This is a genomic window from Streptomyces sp. CB02400 (assembly GCF_001905725.1).
In the GTDB taxonomy this organism is placed as follows: domain Bacteria; phylum Actinomycetota; class Actinomycetes; order Streptomycetales; family Streptomycetaceae; genus Streptomyces; species Streptomyces atrovirens.
This window is the reverse complement of record NZ_LIWB01000005.1, coordinates 369,454-387,198: the sequence shown is the minus strand read 5'-3', so window position 1 is coordinate 387,198 and position 17,745 is coordinate 369,454. Positions and strand designations below refer to the sequence as shown.

The 17,745-nt window shown below is 70.2% G+C and carries 21 protein-coding genes; 10 read left to right on the top strand and 11 right to left on the bottom strand.

What is annotated here, in order from left to right:
- Positions 1-90 precede the first annotated feature (90 nt).
- Positions 91-1,515, top strand: a complete 1,425-nt coding sequence (locus tag AMK33_RS15380; protein WP_073933358.1) for a YibE/F family protein — start codon at positions 91-93, stop codon at positions 1,513-1,515.
- A gap of 67 nt (positions 1,516-1,582) precedes the next feature.
- On the opposite strand, the gene AMK33_RS15375 is transcribed toward AMK33_RS15380, so the two are convergent.
- The 4 genes from AMK33_RS15375 to AMK33_RS15360 form a co-directional block, all read right to left on the bottom strand.
- Positions 1,583-2,017, bottom strand: coding sequence for an SsgA family sporulation/cell division regulator (locus AMK33_RS15375; protein ID WP_030857138.1), 435 nt, complete (start codon positions 2,015-2,017; stop codon positions 1,583-1,585).
- Positions 2,018-2,115: 98 nt separating this feature from the next.
- A complete protein-coding gene (locus tag AMK33_RS15370; protein WP_073933500.1) occupies positions 2,116-2,829 on the bottom strand; it encodes an IclR family transcriptional regulator in 714 nt (237 codons plus the stop codon).
- A 310-nt stretch (positions 2,830-3,139) separates the two neighbouring features.
- Complete coding sequence (locus tag AMK33_RS15365) at positions 3,140-3,352, bottom strand: DUF5326 family protein (RefSeq protein ID WP_073933357.1); 213 nt, start codon at positions 3,350-3,352, stop codon at positions 3,140-3,142.
- 149 nt (positions 3,353-3,501) lie between these two features.
- Positions 3,502-3,819 carry a cupin domain-containing protein gene (locus AMK33_RS15360; protein ID WP_004929283.1) on the bottom strand — a complete coding sequence of 106 codons (318 nt, stop codon included), beginning with the start codon at positions 3,817-3,819 and terminating at the stop codon, positions 3,502-3,504.
- Positions 3,820-3,878: 59 nt separating this feature from the next.
- On the opposite strand from AMK33_RS15360, the gene AMK33_RS15355 reads away from it, so the two are divergent.
- The 5 genes from AMK33_RS15355 (at position 3,879) to AMK33_RS15335 (ending at position 7,611) form a co-directional block, all read left to right on the top strand.
- Positions 3,879-4,256, top strand: a complete 378-nt coding sequence (locus tag AMK33_RS15355) for a phage holin family protein (RefSeq protein ID WP_073933356.1) — start codon at positions 3,879-3,881, stop codon at positions 4,254-4,256.
- 5 nt (positions 4,257-4,261) lie between these two features.
- Positions 4,262-4,753 carry a low molecular weight protein-tyrosine-phosphatase gene (locus AMK33_RS15350; protein ID WP_073933355.1) on the top strand — a complete coding sequence of 164 codons (492 nt, stop codon included), beginning with the start codon at positions 4,262-4,264 and terminating at the stop codon, positions 4,751-4,753.
- On the top strand, positions 4,750-5,919 hold the full coding sequence (locus AMK33_RS15345) for a cystathionine gamma-lyase (protein WP_073933354.1): 1,170 nt from the start codon (positions 4,750-4,752) through the stop codon (positions 5,917-5,919). The genes AMK33_RS15350 and AMK33_RS15345 overlap by 4 nt, the downstream gene beginning before the upstream one ends.
- Before the next feature lie 216 nt (positions 5,920-6,135).
- Positions 6,136-7,041: a LysR family transcriptional regulator gene (locus AMK33_RS15340; RefSeq protein WP_073933353.1), complete on the top strand. Its 906-nt coding sequence runs from the start codon at positions 6,136-6,138 to the stop codon at positions 7,039-7,041.
- 87 nt (positions 7,042-7,128) lie between these two features.
- Entirely contained in the window at positions 7,129-7,611 is a 483-nt protein-coding gene (locus tag AMK33_RS15335; protein WP_073933352.1) for an NUDIX domain-containing protein, read from the top strand.
- 10 nt (positions 7,612-7,621) lie between these two features.
- Here the strand turns inward: AMK33_RS15335 and AMK33_RS15330 are convergent, their stop codons facing one another.
- Complete coding sequence (locus tag AMK33_RS15330; protein WP_073933351.1) at positions 7,622-8,251, bottom strand: HAD family hydrolase; 630 nt, start codon at positions 8,249-8,251, stop codon at positions 7,622-7,624.
- A gap of 197 nt (positions 8,252-8,448) precedes the next feature.
- On the opposite strand from AMK33_RS15330, the gene AMK33_RS15325 reads away from it, so the two are divergent.
- The gene (locus tag AMK33_RS15325; protein ID WP_073933350.1) at positions 8,449-9,315 is read left to right on the top strand and encodes a GNAT family N-acetyltransferase; all 867 of its coding nucleotides are present in this window, start codon (positions 8,449-8,451) and stop codon (positions 9,313-9,315) included.
- 71 nt (positions 9,316-9,386) lie between these two features.
- Here AMK33_RS15325 and AMK33_RS15320 read toward each other — a convergent pair whose 3' ends face one another.
- Positions 9,387-9,809 carry a GlcG/HbpS family heme-binding protein gene (locus AMK33_RS15320; RefSeq protein WP_073933349.1) on the bottom strand — a complete coding sequence of 141 codons (423 nt, stop codon included), beginning with the start codon at positions 9,807-9,809 and terminating at the stop codon, positions 9,387-9,389.
- Positions 9,810-9,910: 101 nt separating this feature from the next.
- Positions 9,911-11,119, bottom strand: coding sequence for an MFS transporter (locus AMK33_RS15315; protein ID WP_073933348.1), 1,209 nt, complete (start codon positions 11,117-11,119; stop codon positions 9,911-9,913).
- Between the two features lie 142 nt (positions 11,120-11,261).
- Between AMK33_RS15315 and AMK33_RS15310 the strand changes: the two genes are divergently transcribed.
- Positions 11,262-11,726: a MarR family winged helix-turn-helix transcriptional regulator gene (locus AMK33_RS15310; RefSeq protein WP_073933347.1), complete on the top strand. Its 465-nt coding sequence runs from the start codon at positions 11,262-11,264 to the stop codon at positions 11,724-11,726.
- Positions 11,727-11,735: 9 nt separating this feature from the next.
- Positions 11,736-12,188, top strand: coding sequence for a GNAT family N-acetyltransferase (locus AMK33_RS15305; protein ID WP_073933346.1), 453 nt, complete (start codon positions 11,736-11,738; stop codon positions 12,186-12,188).
- 45 nt (positions 12,189-12,233) lie between these two features.
- On the opposite strand, the gene AMK33_RS15300 is transcribed toward AMK33_RS15305, so the two are convergent.
- Entirely contained in the window at positions 12,234-13,622 is a 1,389-nt protein-coding gene (locus AMK33_RS15300; protein ID WP_073933345.1) for a serine hydrolase domain-containing protein, read from the bottom strand.
- Between the two features lie 23 nt (positions 13,623-13,645).
- Positions 13,646-15,124 carry a replicative DNA helicase gene (gene dnaB, locus AMK33_RS15295; RefSeq protein WP_073933344.1) on the bottom strand — a complete coding sequence of 493 codons (1,479 nt, stop codon included), beginning with the start codon at positions 15,122-15,124 and terminating at the stop codon, positions 13,646-13,648.
- 460 nt (positions 15,125-15,584) lie between these two features.
- Here dnaB and AMK33_RS15290 point away from each other — a divergent pair, with 460 nt between their 5' ends.
- On the top strand, positions 15,585-16,922 hold the full coding sequence (locus AMK33_RS15290) for an MATE family efflux transporter (protein ID WP_073933343.1): 1,338 nt from the start codon (positions 15,585-15,587) through the stop codon (positions 16,920-16,922).
- Between the two features lie 82 nt (positions 16,923-17,004).
- Here the strand turns inward: AMK33_RS15290 and rplI are convergent, their stop codons facing one another.
- Positions 17,005-17,451 carry a 50S ribosomal protein L9 gene (gene rplI / locus AMK33_RS15285; RefSeq protein WP_030820148.1) on the bottom strand — a complete coding sequence of 149 codons (447 nt, stop codon included), beginning with the start codon at positions 17,449-17,451 and terminating at the stop codon, positions 17,005-17,007.
- 18 nt (positions 17,452-17,469) lie between these two features.
- Positions 17,470-17,706, bottom strand: a complete 237-nt coding sequence (rpsR, locus tag AMK33_RS15280) for a 30S ribosomal protein S18 (RefSeq protein ID WP_003949403.1) — start codon at positions 17,704-17,706, stop codon at positions 17,470-17,472.
- Positions 17,707-17,745: the final 39 nt, after the last annotated feature.

The window sequence follows — 17,745 nt, the reverse complement described above, 5'->3', positions numbered from 1 at the left end:
GCTCCCGCGTGTACAAAAGCGACTCCACGCTAGCGTCATTTCTGGCGCGGTGAACAGAGGGCCCCCTCCCGTTCTTGCGATGATCGGGCGGTGAGCCCCACTCAACCTCCTCCGTTCCCACCGCCCGAACCGTCGCGCGCGCCCGGCGCCGGAGACGGCGGCGGCCACGTACACGGGCACGGACACAGCCACGGTCACGGCCCGGCGGCGCCCGTCTCCCAGCACCTGCGCAAGGTCATCGCGGCGATCCTCATCCCGTTCGCGGCGGCGGTGCTGATCGGGCTCGCCGTGCTGTGGCCGGGCGGTGCCCCGGCGCACGAGCGCACCGGTGTCGGCTTCGACCGGCAGACGCAGCACGCCACGGTCACCACGGTGGTCGAGCTGAGTTGTCAGTCCGTCAACGCCTCCGGAGGCGTCCCGACCGGCGACACCTCCACCGCCGAGGGCTCCTCCGCCCAGCAGCAGGCGGACGGCACCTGCAAGAAGGCGACGATCCGGGTCGACACCGGCGACGACAAGGGCCGTACGTTCGACGAGATCGTGCAGCCGGACCAGTCCCGGCAGCTGCACGAGGGCCAGAAGGTCGTGGTGGCCTACGAGCCCTCCGCGCCCGAGGACCTCCAGTACTCGGTCACCGATGTGAACCGGCGCTTCCCGTTGGCGTTGCTCGCGGGCATCTTCGCGCTCGCCGTCGTGGCCGTGGGGCGGCTGCGCGGCGTCATGGCGCTGGTCGCGCTGGCGATCAGCTTCCTGGTGCTCAACTTCTTCATCCTGCCCGCGATCCTGCAGGGTTCGAATCCGCTGGTCGTGGCCGTGGTGGGGGCGAGCGCGATCATGCTGATCGCGCTGTACCTGTGTCACGGGCTGTCGGCGCGTACGTCGGTGGCGGTGCTCGGCACACTGATCTCGCTGCTGCTGATCGGCGTCCTGGGCTCGGTGTTCATCGGGTGGGCCGCGCTGACCGGCAACACCGACGACAACACCGGTCTGATCCACGGGCTGTATCCCGAAATCGACATGAGCGGTCTGCTGCTGGCCGGCGTCATCATCGGTTCGCTCGGTGTCCTCGACGACGTGACGGTCACCCAGACGTCCGCGGTCTGGGAGCTGCACGAGGCCAACCCGTCGACGGGTTGGCGCGGGCTGTACCGCGCGGGCATCCGCATCGGCCGCGATCACATCGCGTCCGTGGTCAACACGCTGGTCCTCGCCTACGCGGGCGCCGCGCTGCCGCTGCTGCTGCTGTTCTCCATCGCGCAGAGCAGCGTGGGGACGGTCGCCAACAGCGAGCTGGTCGCGGAGGAGATCGTGCGCACCCTGATCGGCTCGATCGGCCTGGTGGCCTCGGTGCCGGTAACCACGGCGCTGGCCGCGCTGGTGGTCTCGGCCGACCGCCCGACGGCTCAGGCACGGGCGCAGGGACACGGGCCGGCACAGACGCAGGGGACCGGGCAGGCGCCGGACGCGCGGCCGGCCGTGGGGCGCGGCGGACGGGGCAGGCGCCGTAAGCGCTGACGTCCCGCGTGGCGGGCGGAGCGCGCTGAAGCGTTCCGCCACCGGTCCACCCGACTGGCGTAACGCTTCAGCCGGCGCTCTGCTCCGCCAGGATCCGGTCCAGCGCGTCGTCGAGGTGGGCGTCGAAGTCGGCGAGCGCCCCCTCCTGGCCCAGTGGCACCAGCTTGTCGGTGCGGTCCAGGAAGGCCACGAGCGGCGCCGTCGACGAACGGAACAGCGCCTGGTCGCTGCCGACCTGAAGCCGGATCAGCACCTCGCCCAGCGCGTCGGGGTCCACCGGCGAGACGCGTACGTCGCCCTCCCCGCACGGCCGGCCGACGCCGTCGATCAGCAGCTCCCGGCCGAACGCCCAGGTCACGGGGGCGTCCCCCGGCAAGTGGAAGGTCAGCCGCACGGCGTAGGGATCACAGGTGTCGTAGCGGAGCTCCACCGGGATGCGGAAGGACAGCTCCTCCGACACGAGAAAGCTCATCATGACCTCTGCCTGTACGGATTCGCGCATCGCCTACCCCGTCATTCGCCACGGACTGGCCGGGCATGGACCCTGACACCAGAGGGAATCTTGCTGAACGTACACAGCAGATCACAAGGAGTGAGTTTTCAGATACTGATAGACAGCGTGAGTGACCCGACGAGACGCCCCATCTCGGCCTGCAGTCGCTGCGCCGCGGGGGCGAGCCGCTCGGCCTGGTGTGCGGGCAGCGAGATGGCCACCGACGCGGCCGTGCTGCCGACGGTGAGGGGGATCGCCGCGCACACCGTGCCCAGCACGTACTCCTGACGCTCCACCACCGGCTCCATCCGCCGCGTCCGCTCCAGGCGCCTCAGCAGGCTGTGGTCGTCGCGCACGGTGTACGGCGTGAGGGGCCGCACGGGATGGCGGTCGAGGTGGTCGCGGCGCGCCTCCTCGTCGAGCTGGGAGAGCAGGCACTGGCCGATCGCGTGGGCGTGTCCGGTCTCCCGGAAGTCGGCCCACTCCTCGACCGCGGGATGGGCGGGGGTGTCGGAGACGCAGACGACGTCGATCTCGCCCTCGCGGTACACGGCGTAGTACACGGGGGCGCCGATCGCGTCCCGCCAGCGGGCGAGGGTCTCGGCCACCGTGCTGCGACGTTTCTGCTCCGCTCCGCTGCTGCTCAGCCGTTCCGTCGCCTCCCCCAGGAAGAACAGCCCCTTGTCGCGGCGCAGATAGCCCTCGTGCACCAGGGTGCGCAGCAGGTGGTACGTGGTGGGGAGCGCCAGCCCGGTCTCGCGGGCCAGTTGTTTGGCGGGAGCCCCGTAGCCGTGCCCGGCGACGGTCTCCAGCAGGCGCATGGCTCGCTGGACGGAGCCGATGAGGGTGACGGTGGGCGGCGGTGCGGGGGGCGCCGGCGAGCGGGGCTGCGGGGGGACCGCGGTCAGCTGCGCGGAGCCGGTGCCAGTCGTGGCCAAGGGTCACTCCCGAAACGCGAGGGGGCAGCCCGTGCGGGGAACACGGGTGGGGGTCGCCGCTCGCGGGGATCGTCCCCGCGTCGAGTTCCGGACTCTAACGGGCTGTCACCGCGTGCGGACGGCCCGCCGGAGAAACTTCCCCCGCCCGAGGGAACCGGTGATTCCCGTTACCGCTTCACCGGTTCCCCTCGGCTCACCAGTCGCTGCGCGACGAGGAACTCGAGGTGAACTTCCGTACGACGTAGATCAGTCCGCCGACCAGCGCCACGAAGACCAGCGCCTTGAAGAGCAGATTGACCACGAAGCCGACCACACTCGCTATCAGCCCGCCGAACACGACCAGGGCGATGACCGGCACCGCGATCCACTTCACCCACCACGGCAGTCCCGCGAAGATCTCTCGCATCGCCCTCGTCCTTACCTCTCCGCCCGCCGGGTGCCGGGTCGTGTCGATGATGTCCTGCACTCGATGCTAGGGCGGCGGGGGCTCCGGCGGGGGCTTCGGATCCCTTGTCCTCCCCTGACCGTTCCCCTAGGGAACCCCGACGGCGCTCCTCAGCTCTCGGGGGGAGAGAACACCACCAGGACCCGCAGATCCTCGCTGATGTGGTGGAACTTGTGGGCCACTCCGGCCGGTACGTACACGACGCTGCCGCGTGCCACCTGGGTGGTCTCCATGCCGACGGTGATCGCCGCGCGGCCGCTGACGACGAAGTACACCTCGTCCTGGCTGTGCGGCTGCTGCGGGTCCTGGGCGCCGGCGTCCAGGGCGTAGAGGCCGACCGACATGTTCCGCTCGCGCAGGAACTGCAGGTATGCCCCGTCGTTGGCGGCGCGCTCCGCCTCCAGTTCGTCCAGCCGGAATGCCTTCATCGCCTGTCCCGCCCCTGCCTCACTGCCCGAGTCCGATCGTGTCTGCCACGATCAGACACATGATGAATTTCCTAGTCAAGACGATCGCCAACGCGGGCGCCCTGGCGGTCGCGGTGTGGCTGCTCGACGACATCACCCTGACCGGTGACAGCACCGGCAAGGAGATCGGCACGCTGCTCCTGGTCGCACTGATCTTCGGACTGGTGAACTTCCTGGTCAAGCCGGTGGTGAAACTGCTGAGTCTCCCCCTGCTCATCCTGACGCTCGGGCTGTTCACCCTGGTGGTGAACGCGCTGATGCTGATGCTCACCTCCTGGCTCGCCGACCAGCTCGACCTGAGTTTCCACGTGGAGGGCTTCTGGACGGCCGTCCTGGGCGGTCTGATCATCTCCGTCGTCTCCTGGGCGCTCAACGTCGTCCTGCCCGACGGGGACTGAAGCCGATGACCTACCGCGTCTGCTTCGTCTGCACCGGCAACATCTGCCGCTCCCCGATGGCCGAGTCCGTCTTCCGCGCGCGGGTGGCGGAGGCCGGACTCGACGGCCTGGTCGAGGTGGACAGCGCCGGTACGGACGGCTGGCACGAGGGCGAGGGCGCCGATCCCCGCACGGTGACCGTGCTGCGGGAGAACGGCTACGACACCGGCCACACGGCCCGGCGGTTCGACCCGTCCTGGTTCGCCCGCCTCGATGCCGTCATCGCGCTCGACTCCGGCCACCTCCGGGTACTGCGCCGCCTCGCGCCCACACAACGGGACGCGGACAAGGTGCGTCTGCTGCGCTCCTACGATCCCGACGCCGGCGACGATCTCGACGTACCGGACCCCTACTACGGGGGCGCGGACGGGTTCGACGCGTGTCTTGAGATGGTGGAGGCGGCGAGCACCGGACTGCTCGCCGCGGTACATGAGCAGGTGGAAGGACGAGCGGCATGAACGATTCGACGACGGGCGCGGGCCACGGGCCGGCGCTGCCGGACGGGGCGGGCGACGGCACCCGCGCGGTGCGGGCCGGGCTGCCCGAGCCGGTCAAGCACGAGCCGACCCTGCCCGGGCCGGTGTTCGCCGCCCACTTCCATCTGCCGGGCGACCCCACCGGCCCGTACACCTACGGCCGGGACGAGAACCCGACCTGGACGCTGCTGGAACGGGCCATCGGCGAGCTGGAGGCGCCCGGCCGGGACGACGTCGAGGCCCTGGTGTTCGCCTCGGGCATGGCCGCGATCTCCTCGGTGCTCTTCTCCCAGCTGCGCGCCGGGGACGCGGTCGTCCTGCCGAACGACGGCTACCAGGCCCTGCCCCTGGTACGGGAGCAGCTGGAGACGTACGGCATCGAGGTGCGGACCGCGCCGACGGGCGGCGACGCCCAGCTCGAGGTCCTCGACGGTGCGAAGCTGCTGTGGATCGAGACGCCCTCGAATCCGGGGCTCGACGTGTGCGACGTACGACGGCTGGCCGAGGCGGCGCACGCGCGCGGTGCCCTGGTCGCCGTGGACAACACCCTCGCGACGCCGCTCGGCCAGCGCCCGCTGGAGCTCGGCGCCGACTTCGCGGTGGCCAGCGGCACCAAGCAGCTCACCGGGCACGGCGACGTGCTCCTGGGGTACGTCACCGGCCGGAACGCCGAGGCCATGGCCGCCGTCCGCCGCTGGCGCAAGATCGTCGGCGCCATTCCCGGACCCATGGAGGCCTGGCTCGCGCACCGCTCGATCGCCACGCTCCAGCTGCGCGTCGACCGGCAGAACGTCACCGCGCTGACGCTCGCCCGGGCGCTGCGGGAGCGGCCCGAGGTCACGGGGCTGCGTTATCCGGGGCTGCCAGACGACCCCTCGCACAAGATCGCCTCGCAGCAGATGCGGCGCTACGGGTGCGTGGTGTCCTTCACTCTGCCCACGCGCGCGCGTGCGGACCGTTTCCTCGACGCGCTGCGGCTCGTGGACGACGCGACGAGTTTCGGCGGCGTACGGTCCACGGCGGAGCGGCGCGGGCGCTGGGGCGGGGACGCGGTGCCGGAGGGCTTCATCCGCTTCTCCGTGGGCGCCGAGGACCCGGAGGACCTGGTCGCGGACGTACTGCGCGCCCTGGACGCGTCAGCCGGCTGACCGGCCGGGCCGGCAGGCGCCCGGCACACTGCGGCGGACGGTCCGAGCCTCCCCCCTCGTGGCTCGGACCGTCCTCGGTTCCGCGCGCGAAGAACCGCGCGACCAAGGCTAGTTGACTCAGTGTCAGTGTCCAATCACAGTAGCGACAGCGACCTATCGACTTATTTATAGTTGGACGTCCGGGCCCGTAGCCGGTCCGGCGAGGGAGGGTGTGGCGTGGATCTGGCCTTGCTGCGGACCTTCGTGACCGTGCACCGGGCCGGTTCCTTCACCCGCGCCGCCGCCCTGCTCGGCCTCTCCCAGCCGGCCGTCACCTCGCAGATACGGACACTGGAACGGCAGTTGGGGCGGCCCCTGTTCCTTCGGCAGGCGCGCGGTGTGACACCGACGACCATCGGGGACGAGCTCGCCCACAAGGCGGCACCGCATCTCGACGCCCTGGTGGAGATAGCCGAGTCCGGCCTGGAGGAGGACTCCTCCTTACGGACGCTGCATCTGGCCGGCCCTTTGGAGTTCACCGCCGAACGGGCACTGCCCGCGCTCACGGAGCTGACCGGCGAGGACGGCCAGAGCTACGCCCTGCGCGCCTCCTTCGGCACCGCCGAGGAGGTCCTCGAGGGACTGGCCGCCGGACATCATGATCTGGCCATCAGCACGGTCCGGCCACGCGGCGCCCTGCTCTCGGCGACCGCGCTCTGCGACGAGGAGCACGTCCTGGTCGCCGCCCCGCGCTGGGCCGAGCGGATCGGCTCCGGCACGCTCCACCGCACGGGTCCGTCGGTCCTGGAACACGTCCCGGTGGTCGAGGTGCACGAGTCGCTGCCCTTCGTCGCCCGCTACTGGGCCTCCGTCTTCGACTCCCGCCCCGTCGCCCCGGGCACCGTCATCGTCCCGGATCTACGCGCGGTGCTGGCCTGCGCCGCCGCGGGGGCGGGGCTGGCGGTGCTGCCCCGCTACTTGTGCGCGGGCGCGCTCGGGCGGGGCGAGGTGGTGGCCCTGCACGAACCGACGGTGCCCCCGCTGCGCACGTACTTCCTGGTGGTCCGTACCGGCACGCTGGCGATGCCGCACATCGCGCGGGCCCACGAGTGGCTGGAACGGGCGGCCACCGGCTGGTGCTGACCCGCCGGTCCGGTGTCCCACCGCGGGAAGCCGGCCGCTGCCCTCCCGCGATGTTTCACGTGGAACCAGCCGGGCCACATTCCCTCCATGACCGTCCGATCCGTGGTCAAGCGCACCGCCCGAGCCGTTCTGCTGGACGGCGAGAACCTGATTCTGATCAAGCGCACCAAACCCGGCGTGGATCCCTACTGGCTCACCCCGGGCGGCGGAGTGGAGCCGGAGGACTCCACTGTCGTGGACGCCCTGCACCGGGAGGTGTACGAGGAGCTCGGCGCGAAGATCACCGATGTGGTGCCCTGTTTCGTCGACACCGTGGAGCACATCGGCGAGGACGGCGGCGCCACCGGCGTGAAGGTGCAGCACTTCTTCGTATGCCGCCTGGAATCCATGGACCCGTCCCTGCGCCACGGCCCGGAGGTCGACGAACCCGTCGGCGAGTACGAGATCGTCCGCGTGCCGTTCACCCGCGTCGGGATCGCCTCCGTCCACCTGGTACCGCTGTCGCTGCGACACTACCTGGACGGCAACATCGAGGGCGTACGCGCCATGCACGCCCCCGACCTGGGGTGACGCCCACCCCTTACGCGGCCTGCACCAGTTCGTAGGCTTCCCAGAGGTCCCGCCCCGTGTAGGAGTGGGTCGCGAGGCCGGTCAGATGCCGGTCCGCGTTGACCGCGACGGAGACCGGCACCGCGCCGAACAGATCCTTGTCCGACATCGAATCGCCATAGGCGACGCAGTCCGCGCGGGTCACCCCGAACTCCGCGCACAGACGGTCGGCGATCCGGACCTTGGCCGCCGCGTTGAGGACGCCGGCCGGGTCCACGGGCTCCATGAACGGCACGGCGGGGAAGCGAGAGCCGTACGCCGCATGCGCACCCCAGCCGGTGAGCCGCTCCACGAAGAAGGACGGGGACAGCGAGACAACGGCGCAGTAGTCACCGTTCCGTGTGAGCTCCGCCCAGACCTCGCGGATACGGGCCAGCCACGGAGCCGCTTCGAACGCCGCCGCCACATGCGCCTCGGTGAGGCCGGCCCAGAGCGTGTGCACCTGTGTGGCGTACTCCGGTGGCCCGATCAGGCCGGACGAGATCGCCCGGTCGAGGGCCACCGCTTCGGCCTCCAGCCCCAGTTGCCGCGAGATCTCCACGGGAGCCGAGGTGCCGTGGAGCAGGGTGCCGTCGAGATCGAAGAGATGCAGCCTCGCCATGAGCGACGAGATTAACGGCTCCTGCTCCCTTCGTCTCCGGGAGAAGGAACCGGCCACGCGCCGTTCTCGTACGTTTCACGTGAAACATCCCGTGCCCGTGTCCGCGCTCCGCCCGTGATCATGGCATGGCCAAAAGCTCGCACGAGTCTCCTGAAACGGGTGGACGCCGAAGCCCCCTGTCGGACAGCCTGACCTGCGTGCCGACACCTTCCCTTGCCTCTCTGCCCATCCGCCGTCTGACGCTCCGCGACCTCACCGCCTGCGCCGACTTGTCCGAGGACCGGGGGTGGCCACGGGAGGAGCACAAGTGGGGCCTCCTCCTCGCGGCCGGGAAGGGCTACGGCATCGATGATCCCGACGGTGGCCTGGTGGCCGCCTGTGTCGTCACCGAGTACGGGCCGCGGGAACAGCCCGCTCTCGCGGCCGTCGGCATGGTCCTGGTCGCCGAACGGCATGCCCGCCGGGGCGTGGGACGCCGGCTCATGCGTCACATCGTCTCCGCGATGGGCACCACGCCCCTCACCCTGCACGCGACTCCCTGTGGCCGGCCGCTCTACGAGGAACTCGGTTTCAAGGTCACCGGCCGTGCCGAGATGCTGCGCGGCCACTTCGTCCCCACCGGTGACCGGGCGGAGGTCGCCACCCGGGCCGCGACCGCGGAGGATCTTCCCTCGGTCGTCCGGCTCGACGAGGAGGTGTTCGGTGCCGACCGGACGCACATCGTCGCCCGCCTGCCCGCCTTCGCCGATCAGCTGCGCGTCGCCGAGGAAGGCGGACGGATCATCGGTTACGCGGCCGCCTGGCCCAACATGGAGACCCATGTCGTGGGGCCGCTCATCGCCCGCGACACGGCGACGGCCGAGGCACTGCTCGCTTCGCTCGCCGCCCGCACCGACCGGCCGCTGCGCACCGACATCGATGTGCGGCACGAAGAACTGCTGAGCTGGGCAAAGGCACACGGGCTGGCGTCCGTCGCGTCGAACGCCGTCATGACGTACGGGATCACGGAGCTGCCCGGGGACTGGAGTCGGCGGTTCGCCCCGGTGACGGTCGCTGCGGCCTGACGTCCACCGCACGTGACGACGCCGGCCCCGAATTTCGGGGCCGGCGTCGTCACGTGCGGTGGGCATCGTCGTCAGACGAGGGCCTCCACGGCGGCCGTGGCGAAGGCATGGTCCTGCTCCGGGGCGCCACCGCCGACACCGACCGCGCCGATCAGCCGGCCGTCGCGCCGGACGGGCACGCCCCCGGCGATGAACAGCAGCGGCCGGTCGAGTGCGGTGGGCAGGGTGTGGAAGAGGCCCCCGGGCTGCACGGCGTCCACGAGGTCGGCGGTCGGCGCGTTCAACTGGAGCGCGGTGTACGCCTTGCGGGTGCTGGTCTCCCCGGAGATCAGCACGGCGCGGTCGTCCCGGCGGAAGGCGAGCAGGTGCCCGCCCGCGTCGAGGACGGTGACGCTGACCGTGACACCGGCCGCCTCGGCGGCCTGGCGTGCGGCGACGACCAGGGATTCGGCTTCCGCGGTGGTGAGCGGGGCGACGGCGGTGGTGGTGCTCATGAGGTGCTTCTCCTTGTGGTGCGGGTGATGTCGGCAGTGCCGGAGTGAGGAGTCGGCGGATGCGGGGACGACCCTGGCCCCGCACCTGCCGGTCCTGTGGGTCAGTGGGGGACGGCGGTCCGCCGCTCGGTGGGCACCGGACCGGCGAGCACGGTGCCGGGCGGGGTGTCGCGGCGCTCGAGAGCGGCCGAGACGAACGCCAGCACCAGGGCACTCGCGGCGAGAACGGCGCCGACCCAGTTGGGTGCGGTGTAGCCGAGGCCGGCCCCGATCACGAGGCCGCCGAGCCAGGCGGACAGCGCGTTGCCGAGGTTGAAGGCGCCGATGTTCAGGGCCGAGGCCAGGGTGGGGGCACCGTGCGCCTGGTCGAGGACCCGCTTCTGCAGGGGCGGCACCGTGGCGAATCCCAGGGCGCCGATGAGGGCGATGGTGACGGCGGCGGCGATCTTGTTGTGCGCGGTCAGGGTGAAGAGTGCGAGGACGACGGCGAGGGCGCCCAGGGAGAGGTACAGCATGGGCATCAGGGCGCGGTCCGCGTACCTGCCGCCGATGAGGTTGCCGCCGACCATGCCGAGGCCGAAGAGGACCAGCAGCCAGGTCACGGAGCCGTCGGCGAAGCCGGCGACGTGCGTCATCATCGGCGCGATGTAGGTGATGGCCGCGAAGACGCCACCGAACCCGAGGACGGTCATCGCCATGGCGAGCAGGATCTGGACGTTCTTCAGGGCGGCCAGTTCGTGACGCAGCCGCACACCCTCGGCCTTGGGCATGTCCGGGACGAGCCTGGCGATGCCGGCCAGGCCGACGACCCCGAGGGCGGCGACGATGCCGAAGGTGACCCGCCAGCCGATGGACTGGCCGACGAGCGTGCCCAGCGGAACGCCGACGACATTGGCGACGGTCAGTCCGGTGAACATCAGGGCGATGGCTCCGGCCTTCTTGTCCGGGGCGACCAGGTCGGCCGCGACCACCGAGCCGATACCGAAGAAGGCGCCGTGGGCCAGCGAGGCGACCACCCGCCCGGTCAGCATGAGGCCGAAGGACGGGGCCAGCGCGGACAGCAGGTTCCCCGCGATGAACAGCCCCATCAGCAGCATCAGCATCCGCTTGCGGGAGATCCTGGTGCCGAGCACGGTCATCAGCGGGGCGCCGAGCATGACGCCCAGCGCGTAGCCGGTCACCAGATAGCCGGCGGTGGGGATGGAGACACCGAAGTCACCCGCGACCTCGGGCAGCAAGCCCATGATCACGAACTCCGTGGTTCCGATTCCGAAGGCCCCGATCGCGAGGGCCAGAAGCGCGAGAGGCATGAGGGGACAGACCTTCCCAGAAGATTGCAGGAGCGCCTTACGTGCTCCGACAATAATTGCAGACGCCTACTATTTGCAAGCGCCGTATATTGCGGGCTTGCTCTACCCTGGTGTCAGCAGCTCCTGGACGGAGGAAACGCCCATGACAGCCACGGATCCCGCGCTCACCGCCCTCGCTCAGGGCTGGTGCGCACTCTCCCTGCTGCACGGGAGGATCGAGGCCCATATCGAGCGCGCCCTTCAGGCCCGGCACGATCTGAGCGTGCGGGAGTACTCCCTGCTCGACGTACTGAGCCGGCAGCACGACGGCGACGGGGGCCATCTGCAGATGAAGCAGGTCGCCGACGCGGTCGTACTCAGCCAGAGCGCCACCACGCGCCTGGTCACCCGTCTCGAGGACCGCGGACTACTGGAGCGCTACCTGTGCCCCACCGACCGCCGGGGCATCTACACCAACGTCACCGAGGACGGCCTCAAGCTGCTGGCCGAGGCGCGGCCGACCAACGACACGGCCCTGCGCGAGGCCCTCGACACGGCGGCGGAGAATCCCGACCTCGCTCCCCTGGTCCGGGCCGTGGAAACGCTGAAGGCGCCGGTGCCCGCGTAGGGTGCCGGCATGGATGATCTGGAGATACGGGCCGCGGTCGCCGACGACGTCCCCGCGATCGTCGGCATGCTCGCGGACGACCCTCTGGGCGCGCGGCGCGAGTCGCCGGACGACCTCAGCCCGTACCTGACCGCTCTGGAGCGGCTCGACGCCGATCCGAACCAGCACCTGGTCGTCGCGGTCCGCGAAGGCCGCGTCGTCGGCACGCTTCAGCTCACGGTCGTTCCCGGACTCTCCCGCCGCGGCGCCACCCGGTCGATCATCGAAGCGGTCCGCGTCCACGCGGACGAGCGCGGCAGCGGCCTGGGAAGCCGGCTCGTCGAGTGGGCGATCGACGCCTCCCGCCGCGAGGGCTGCCAACTGGTCCAGCTGACCTCCGACAGCACCCGGACCGATGCCCACCGCTTCTACGAGCGACTCGGCTTCACGGCCTCCCACGTGGGCTTCAAACTGCCGCTGTGACCAAAGGCCCGGGGCCCTGTTTCACGCGGAACAGGGCCCCGCACGCTAACGGATACCCCGCCATCCCGCCGGGTCCACCCCGCCCGGCACAGGAGCCTTCTCGTCGTACGGCTGGCGCGTGAACACGAACGAGCCCAGGTCGAGATGGCTCAGCGACCCGTCCGACCGCCGTACGGGCTTGAGGAGTTCCCCGGCGTAGTAGCCCTCCAGGCCCACCCAGGTGCCGTCCTCCGCCGGACGGAAACGTGAGCGCCGGCCGTTGCCGGACAGCGGCTCCAGCGAGACGAGACCGTCGGCCGGGAGCCGGAGCGCGAACGCGGACGTCCCCCAGTACCACTGCCCCACCAGCTCCAGTGCCGCCGGATCCACCTCTCGCAGCGGCCGCCAGGGAGCCGGGATACGCGGTTCCGCCTCGGCGACGATCCGGACGAGGTCGGCGGCGACCGTGAACGGCGCCGGCCCGGACGTGCAGTTGGTCAGGACCACCGCGCTCACGTCGTCCGCCTCGCCGATCGTGAGGCAGGCGAGGAAGCCCGGCAGCGAACCCGTGTGCCCGACGAGGGAACGTCCGTGCTGGTGACGGATCTCCATGCCCAGGCAGTACGCGTAGCCGCTCGCCACGTCCGCCGCCTCGACCGGCGCGGCCGGCGTCCTCATCTCCCGCAACGACTCGGCGCTCAACACCCGTTCGTCGCCCTCGACCAGGAAGGCGGCGAAACGCGCCAGATCGGCCGCGGTGGACCACAACTGACCGGCGGGCGCCATCACCCCGAGGTCCTCCAGGGGCTCGGGCAGCATCACATCGGCCCACGGATGCACCGCCCAGCCACCCGCGTGCGGCGCTTCCGCGCGCACGGTCGTACGACGCAGGCCCAGAGGTACGAGCACTTCGCGCCGGAGCACCTCCTCCCACGGGGCGCCGCGCAGCTTCTCGACCAGGGCGCCGAGCAACGCGTATCCGGGGTTCGAGTAGTGGAACCGCCGGCCAGCGGGGTGCACCAGGGGCCGCTCACCCAGCACGTCGGCGAGGCCGGGGCGCAGGGAACCAGGGGTCCGCTCCCACCAGGGACCGGGCGTCTCCGCGGCCAGCCCGCCGCTGTGCGCGAGCAGTTCGGCGACGGTCGCGTCGCCCACGCCCGTACCCGGAAGGTGCTCATCCAGCGGGTCGGCGAGATCGAGCGCTCCCTCGTCGCGCAGCCGGAGCACCAGAACGGCCGTGAAGGTCTTGGTGATCGAACCGATCCGGTACTGCACGTGCTCGTCCGGAGCGTGCCCTTCCACCGACGTCCGCGCCCCCGTCCACACGGTCTTCCCACCCCGCACCACGGCCGCGACGAGCGACGGCGAGCGTCCTTCGCTCTGGGCGACGGCGATCCTGTGCAGCAGCGCCCGTCGCGTACCGGGCAGCAGTTCTCCCTGATGAGGTGTCGTCATGCCCTCAGTTCAGCAGGAACAGGTCAGGTCTGCGCCATGTCCACGAAACGCGAGTAGTGGCCCTGGAAGGCGACCGTGATCGTGGCCGTCGGACCGTTTCGGTGCTTCGCCACGATCAGGTCCGCCTCACCCGCGCGCGGGGACTCCTTCTCGTAGGCGTCCTCGCGGTGCAGCAGGATGACCATGTCGGCGTCCTGCTCGATGGACCCGGACTCACGCAGGTCGGAGACCATCGGCTTCTTGTCCGTGCGCTGCTCGGGGCCACGGTTGAGCTGGGAGAGCGCGATGACCGGGATCTCCAGTTCCTTGGCGAGCAGCTTGAGGTTACGGGACATGTCCGAGACCTCCTGCTGACGGCTCTCGGAGCGTTTGGAACCACCGGACTGCATCAGCTGGAGGTAGTCGATGACGACCAGCTTCAGATCGTTGCGCTGCTTGAGGCGACGGCACTTGGCGCGGATCTCCATCATCGACAGGTTCGGGGAGTCGTCGATGTAGAGCGGTGCCGCCGAGACGTCCGGCATCCGGCGTGCCAGGCGCGTCCAGTCCTCGTCGGTCATCGTGCCGGAGCGCATGTGGTGCAGGGCGACCCGGGCCTCGGCGGACAGCAGGCGCATCGCGATCTCGTTGCGCCCCATCTCGAGCGAGAAGATGACGCTCGGCAGGTTGTTCTTGATGGACGCGGCCCGCGCGAAGTCCAGGGCGAGCGTCGACTTGCCCATCGCGGGACGCGCGGCGATGACGATCATCTGACCCGGGTGCAGGCCGTTGGTGAGCGAGTCGAAGTCGGTGAACCCGGTGGGCACCCCGGTCATCTCACCACTGCGCGAACCGATCGCCTCGATCTCGTCGAGCGCGCCCTCCATGATGTCGCCGAGCGGCAGGTAGTCCTCGCTGGTGCGCTGCTCGGTGACCGCGTAGATCTCCGCCTGCGCGCGGTTGACGATCTCGTCGACGTCGTCGTCGGCCGCGTATCCCATCTGTGTGATGCGCGTGCCGGCCTCGACCAGGCGGCGCAGCACTGCGCGCTCGTGCACGATCTCCGCGTAGTAGGCCGCGTTGGCCGCCGTGGGGACCGTCTGGACGAGGTTGTGCAGATACGAGGCCCCGCCGACCTTGTTGATCTCACCGCGCTTGGTCAGCTCCGCGGCGATGGTGATGGGGTCGGCCGGCTCGCCCTTGGCGTAGACGTCGAGGATGGCCGTGTAGATGGTCTCGTGCGCCGGCTTGTAGAAGTCGTGGCCCTTGAGGATCTCGACGACGTCGGCGATGGCGTCCTTGGACAGCAGCATGCCGCCCAGCACGGACTGCTCGGCCTCGAGGTCCTGCGGCGGCACCCTTTCGAACGCGGAGCCTCCGCCGTCCCACGCGCCGTTGTCCCGGCCGCGGTCGTGCTGCTCGTCGCGGCCCCTGCCCCGGTCCTCGCGGCGACGGGAGGCGGGCAGACGATCACTGGGTCCGCTCTCGGCCCACGGGTCGTCCAAGGGCTCGGAAATGCTCACCGAGCCACCTCCTCCCGTCCGCCGGAACGGACCTCGCCGTGCCTCTCTGTTCTACGGCACGGCACTGACAAATAAGAGGCCCAACTCCAGTTGTCGCGCGCCGGATTTGTGGCGTTTCTGAAACCGGTGGACGGAGCGAGCGCCGGACCACCGTAGGCCCGTCGGCACCGTCAGCCAATCTGGTTATCCACAGGCCCTGTGGACGACCGGCCCAATGCTGTGGAGAACTCCGCGAAACCTGTGCACGAGCCGGTGGACAGCCCTGTGAACAAGACCAAACCCTTGATGTCCACAAGGCCGTGACCTGCGCTTTCATCATCCACCGGCTGTGCAGAAGAAAAAGTTTCCCAGTCGGCTCAAGATCGCTTCATGCGATGTACCCAAGCCCACACCCAGAGCCACAGAGTAAGGGTCTACAGAGCTTTGCATCTCTTACCTGTGGACGATTAGATTGGTGCACATGACACAGGCCCCCGCGCGGCCCGGAGCCGCTCGACGGCGGCATGACCGCGAAATCGTCATGCTGGCAGTCCCCGCCTTCGGCGCTCTCGTCGCCGAGCCGCTCTTCGTCATGGCGGACAGCGCCGTCGTCGGCCATCTGGGCACGGCACAGCTCGCCGGTCTCGGCGTCGCCTCGGCCCTCCTGATGACCGCCGTGAGCGTCTTCGTCTTCCTGGCCTACGCCACCACGGCCGCCGTCGCCCGGCGCGTCGGAGCCGGCGACCTCCCCTCGGCCATCCGCCAGGGCATGGACGGAATCTGGCTGGCCCTGCTCCTCGGCGCCACCGTCATGGCCGTCGTCCTGCCCACGGCCCCCGCCCTCGTGGACCTCTTCGGTACCTCCGACACAGCGGCTCCCCACGCGACCACCTATCTGCGGATCTCCACACTCGGCATACCGGCCATGCTGGTCGTTCTCGCCGCGACCGGTGTCCTGCGCGGACTGCAGAACACCAGGACACCTCTCTACGTCGCCATCGCCGGCTTCGCCGCCAACGGTGTGCTCAACGTCGCCCTGGTCTACGGCGCCGGCCTGGGCATCGCGGGCTCCGCCTGGGGCACCGTCATCGCGCAGTGCGGCATGGCCGCGGTCTACCTGGCCGTGGTGCTGCGCGGAGCACGCAGGCACGGGGCGTCGCTGCGCCCGGACGCCGCCGGGATCAGGGCGTCCGCCCGGGCGGGCGTTCCCCTGTTGGTCCGGACCCTCTCGCTCCGGGCGATCCTGATGATCGCGACAGCCGTCGCCGCCCGTCTCGGCGACTCCGAGATCGCAGCCCACCAGATCATCCTCTCCCTGTGGAGCCTGCTCGCCTTCGCGCTGGACGCCATCGCCATCGCCGGGCAGGCCATCATCGGGCGTTATCTGGGCGCCGGCGACGACCGGGGTGCCCGTGAGGCATGCCGCCGCATGGTCGAGTGGGGTATCGCGGTCGGTGTCGTCCTCGGCGTCCTGGTGGTGCTCGCCCGGCCGGTGTTCCTTCCCCTGTTCACCAGTGACGCCACGGTCACGGACGCGGCGCTGCCCGCCCTGGTGCTGGTGGCACTGTCCCAGCCGATCTGCGGCGTCGTCTTCGTCCTGGACGGGGTCCTGATGGGCGCGGGCGACGGACCGTACCTGGCCTGGGCGATGCTGCTGACCCTCGCGGTGTTCACCCCCGCCGCCCTGCTGGTTCCCTCACTCGGGGGCGGACTCACCGCACTGTGGGCCACGATGACGCTCATGATGACCGTGCGGATGCTGACCCTGTGGCTCCGCACCCGCTCCGGCCGCTGGATCGTCACGGGCGCCGCACGCTGACCGTTTCACGTGGAACACGGCGACGGGGGCCGCACCCCGAAGGGTGCGGCCCCCATGCTCACTGCTTCAGCGAGCGCGGCACTCAGCCGGCGACGACCTCGATGTCGACCTTGGCGGCCACCTCGGGGTGCAGACGCACGGACGTCTCGTGGGCGCCCAGCGTCTTGATCGGCGAGCCCAGCTCGATGCGGCGCTTGTCGACCTCGGGACCACCGGCGGCCTTGATCGCCGAAGCGATGTCGGCCGGGGTGACGGAACCGAAGAGACGACCGGCGTCGCCGGAGCGGACGGCCAGGCGGACCTTGACGCCCTCGAGCTGGGCCTTCACCTGGTTGGCCTGCTCGATGGTCTGGATCTCGTGGATCTTGCGAGCACGACGGATCTGCTCGACGTCCTTCTCGCCGCCCTTGGTCCAGCGGATCGCGAGCTTCCGCGGAACCAGGTAGTTGCGAGCGTAACCGTCCTTGACGTCGACGACGTCGCCCGCGGCACCGAGGCCGGAGACCTCGTGGGTGAGGATGATCTTCATGAGTCGGTCACCCTTCCCTTATCGCGCGGTGGAGGTGTAGGGCAGCAGCGCCATCTCACGGCTGTTCTTGACGGCCGTGGCGACGTCACGCTGGTGCTGCGTGCAGTTGCCGGTCACGCGGCGGGCACGGATCTTGCCGCGGTCGGAAATGAACTTCCGCAGCATGTTCGTGTCCTTGTAGTCCACGTACGTGACCTTGTCCTTGCAGAATGCGCAGACCTTCTTCTTAGGCTTGCGCACAGGCGGCTTCGCCATGATGTTTCTCCTGTGTGATCAAGAAGTGTGGGTACGGCC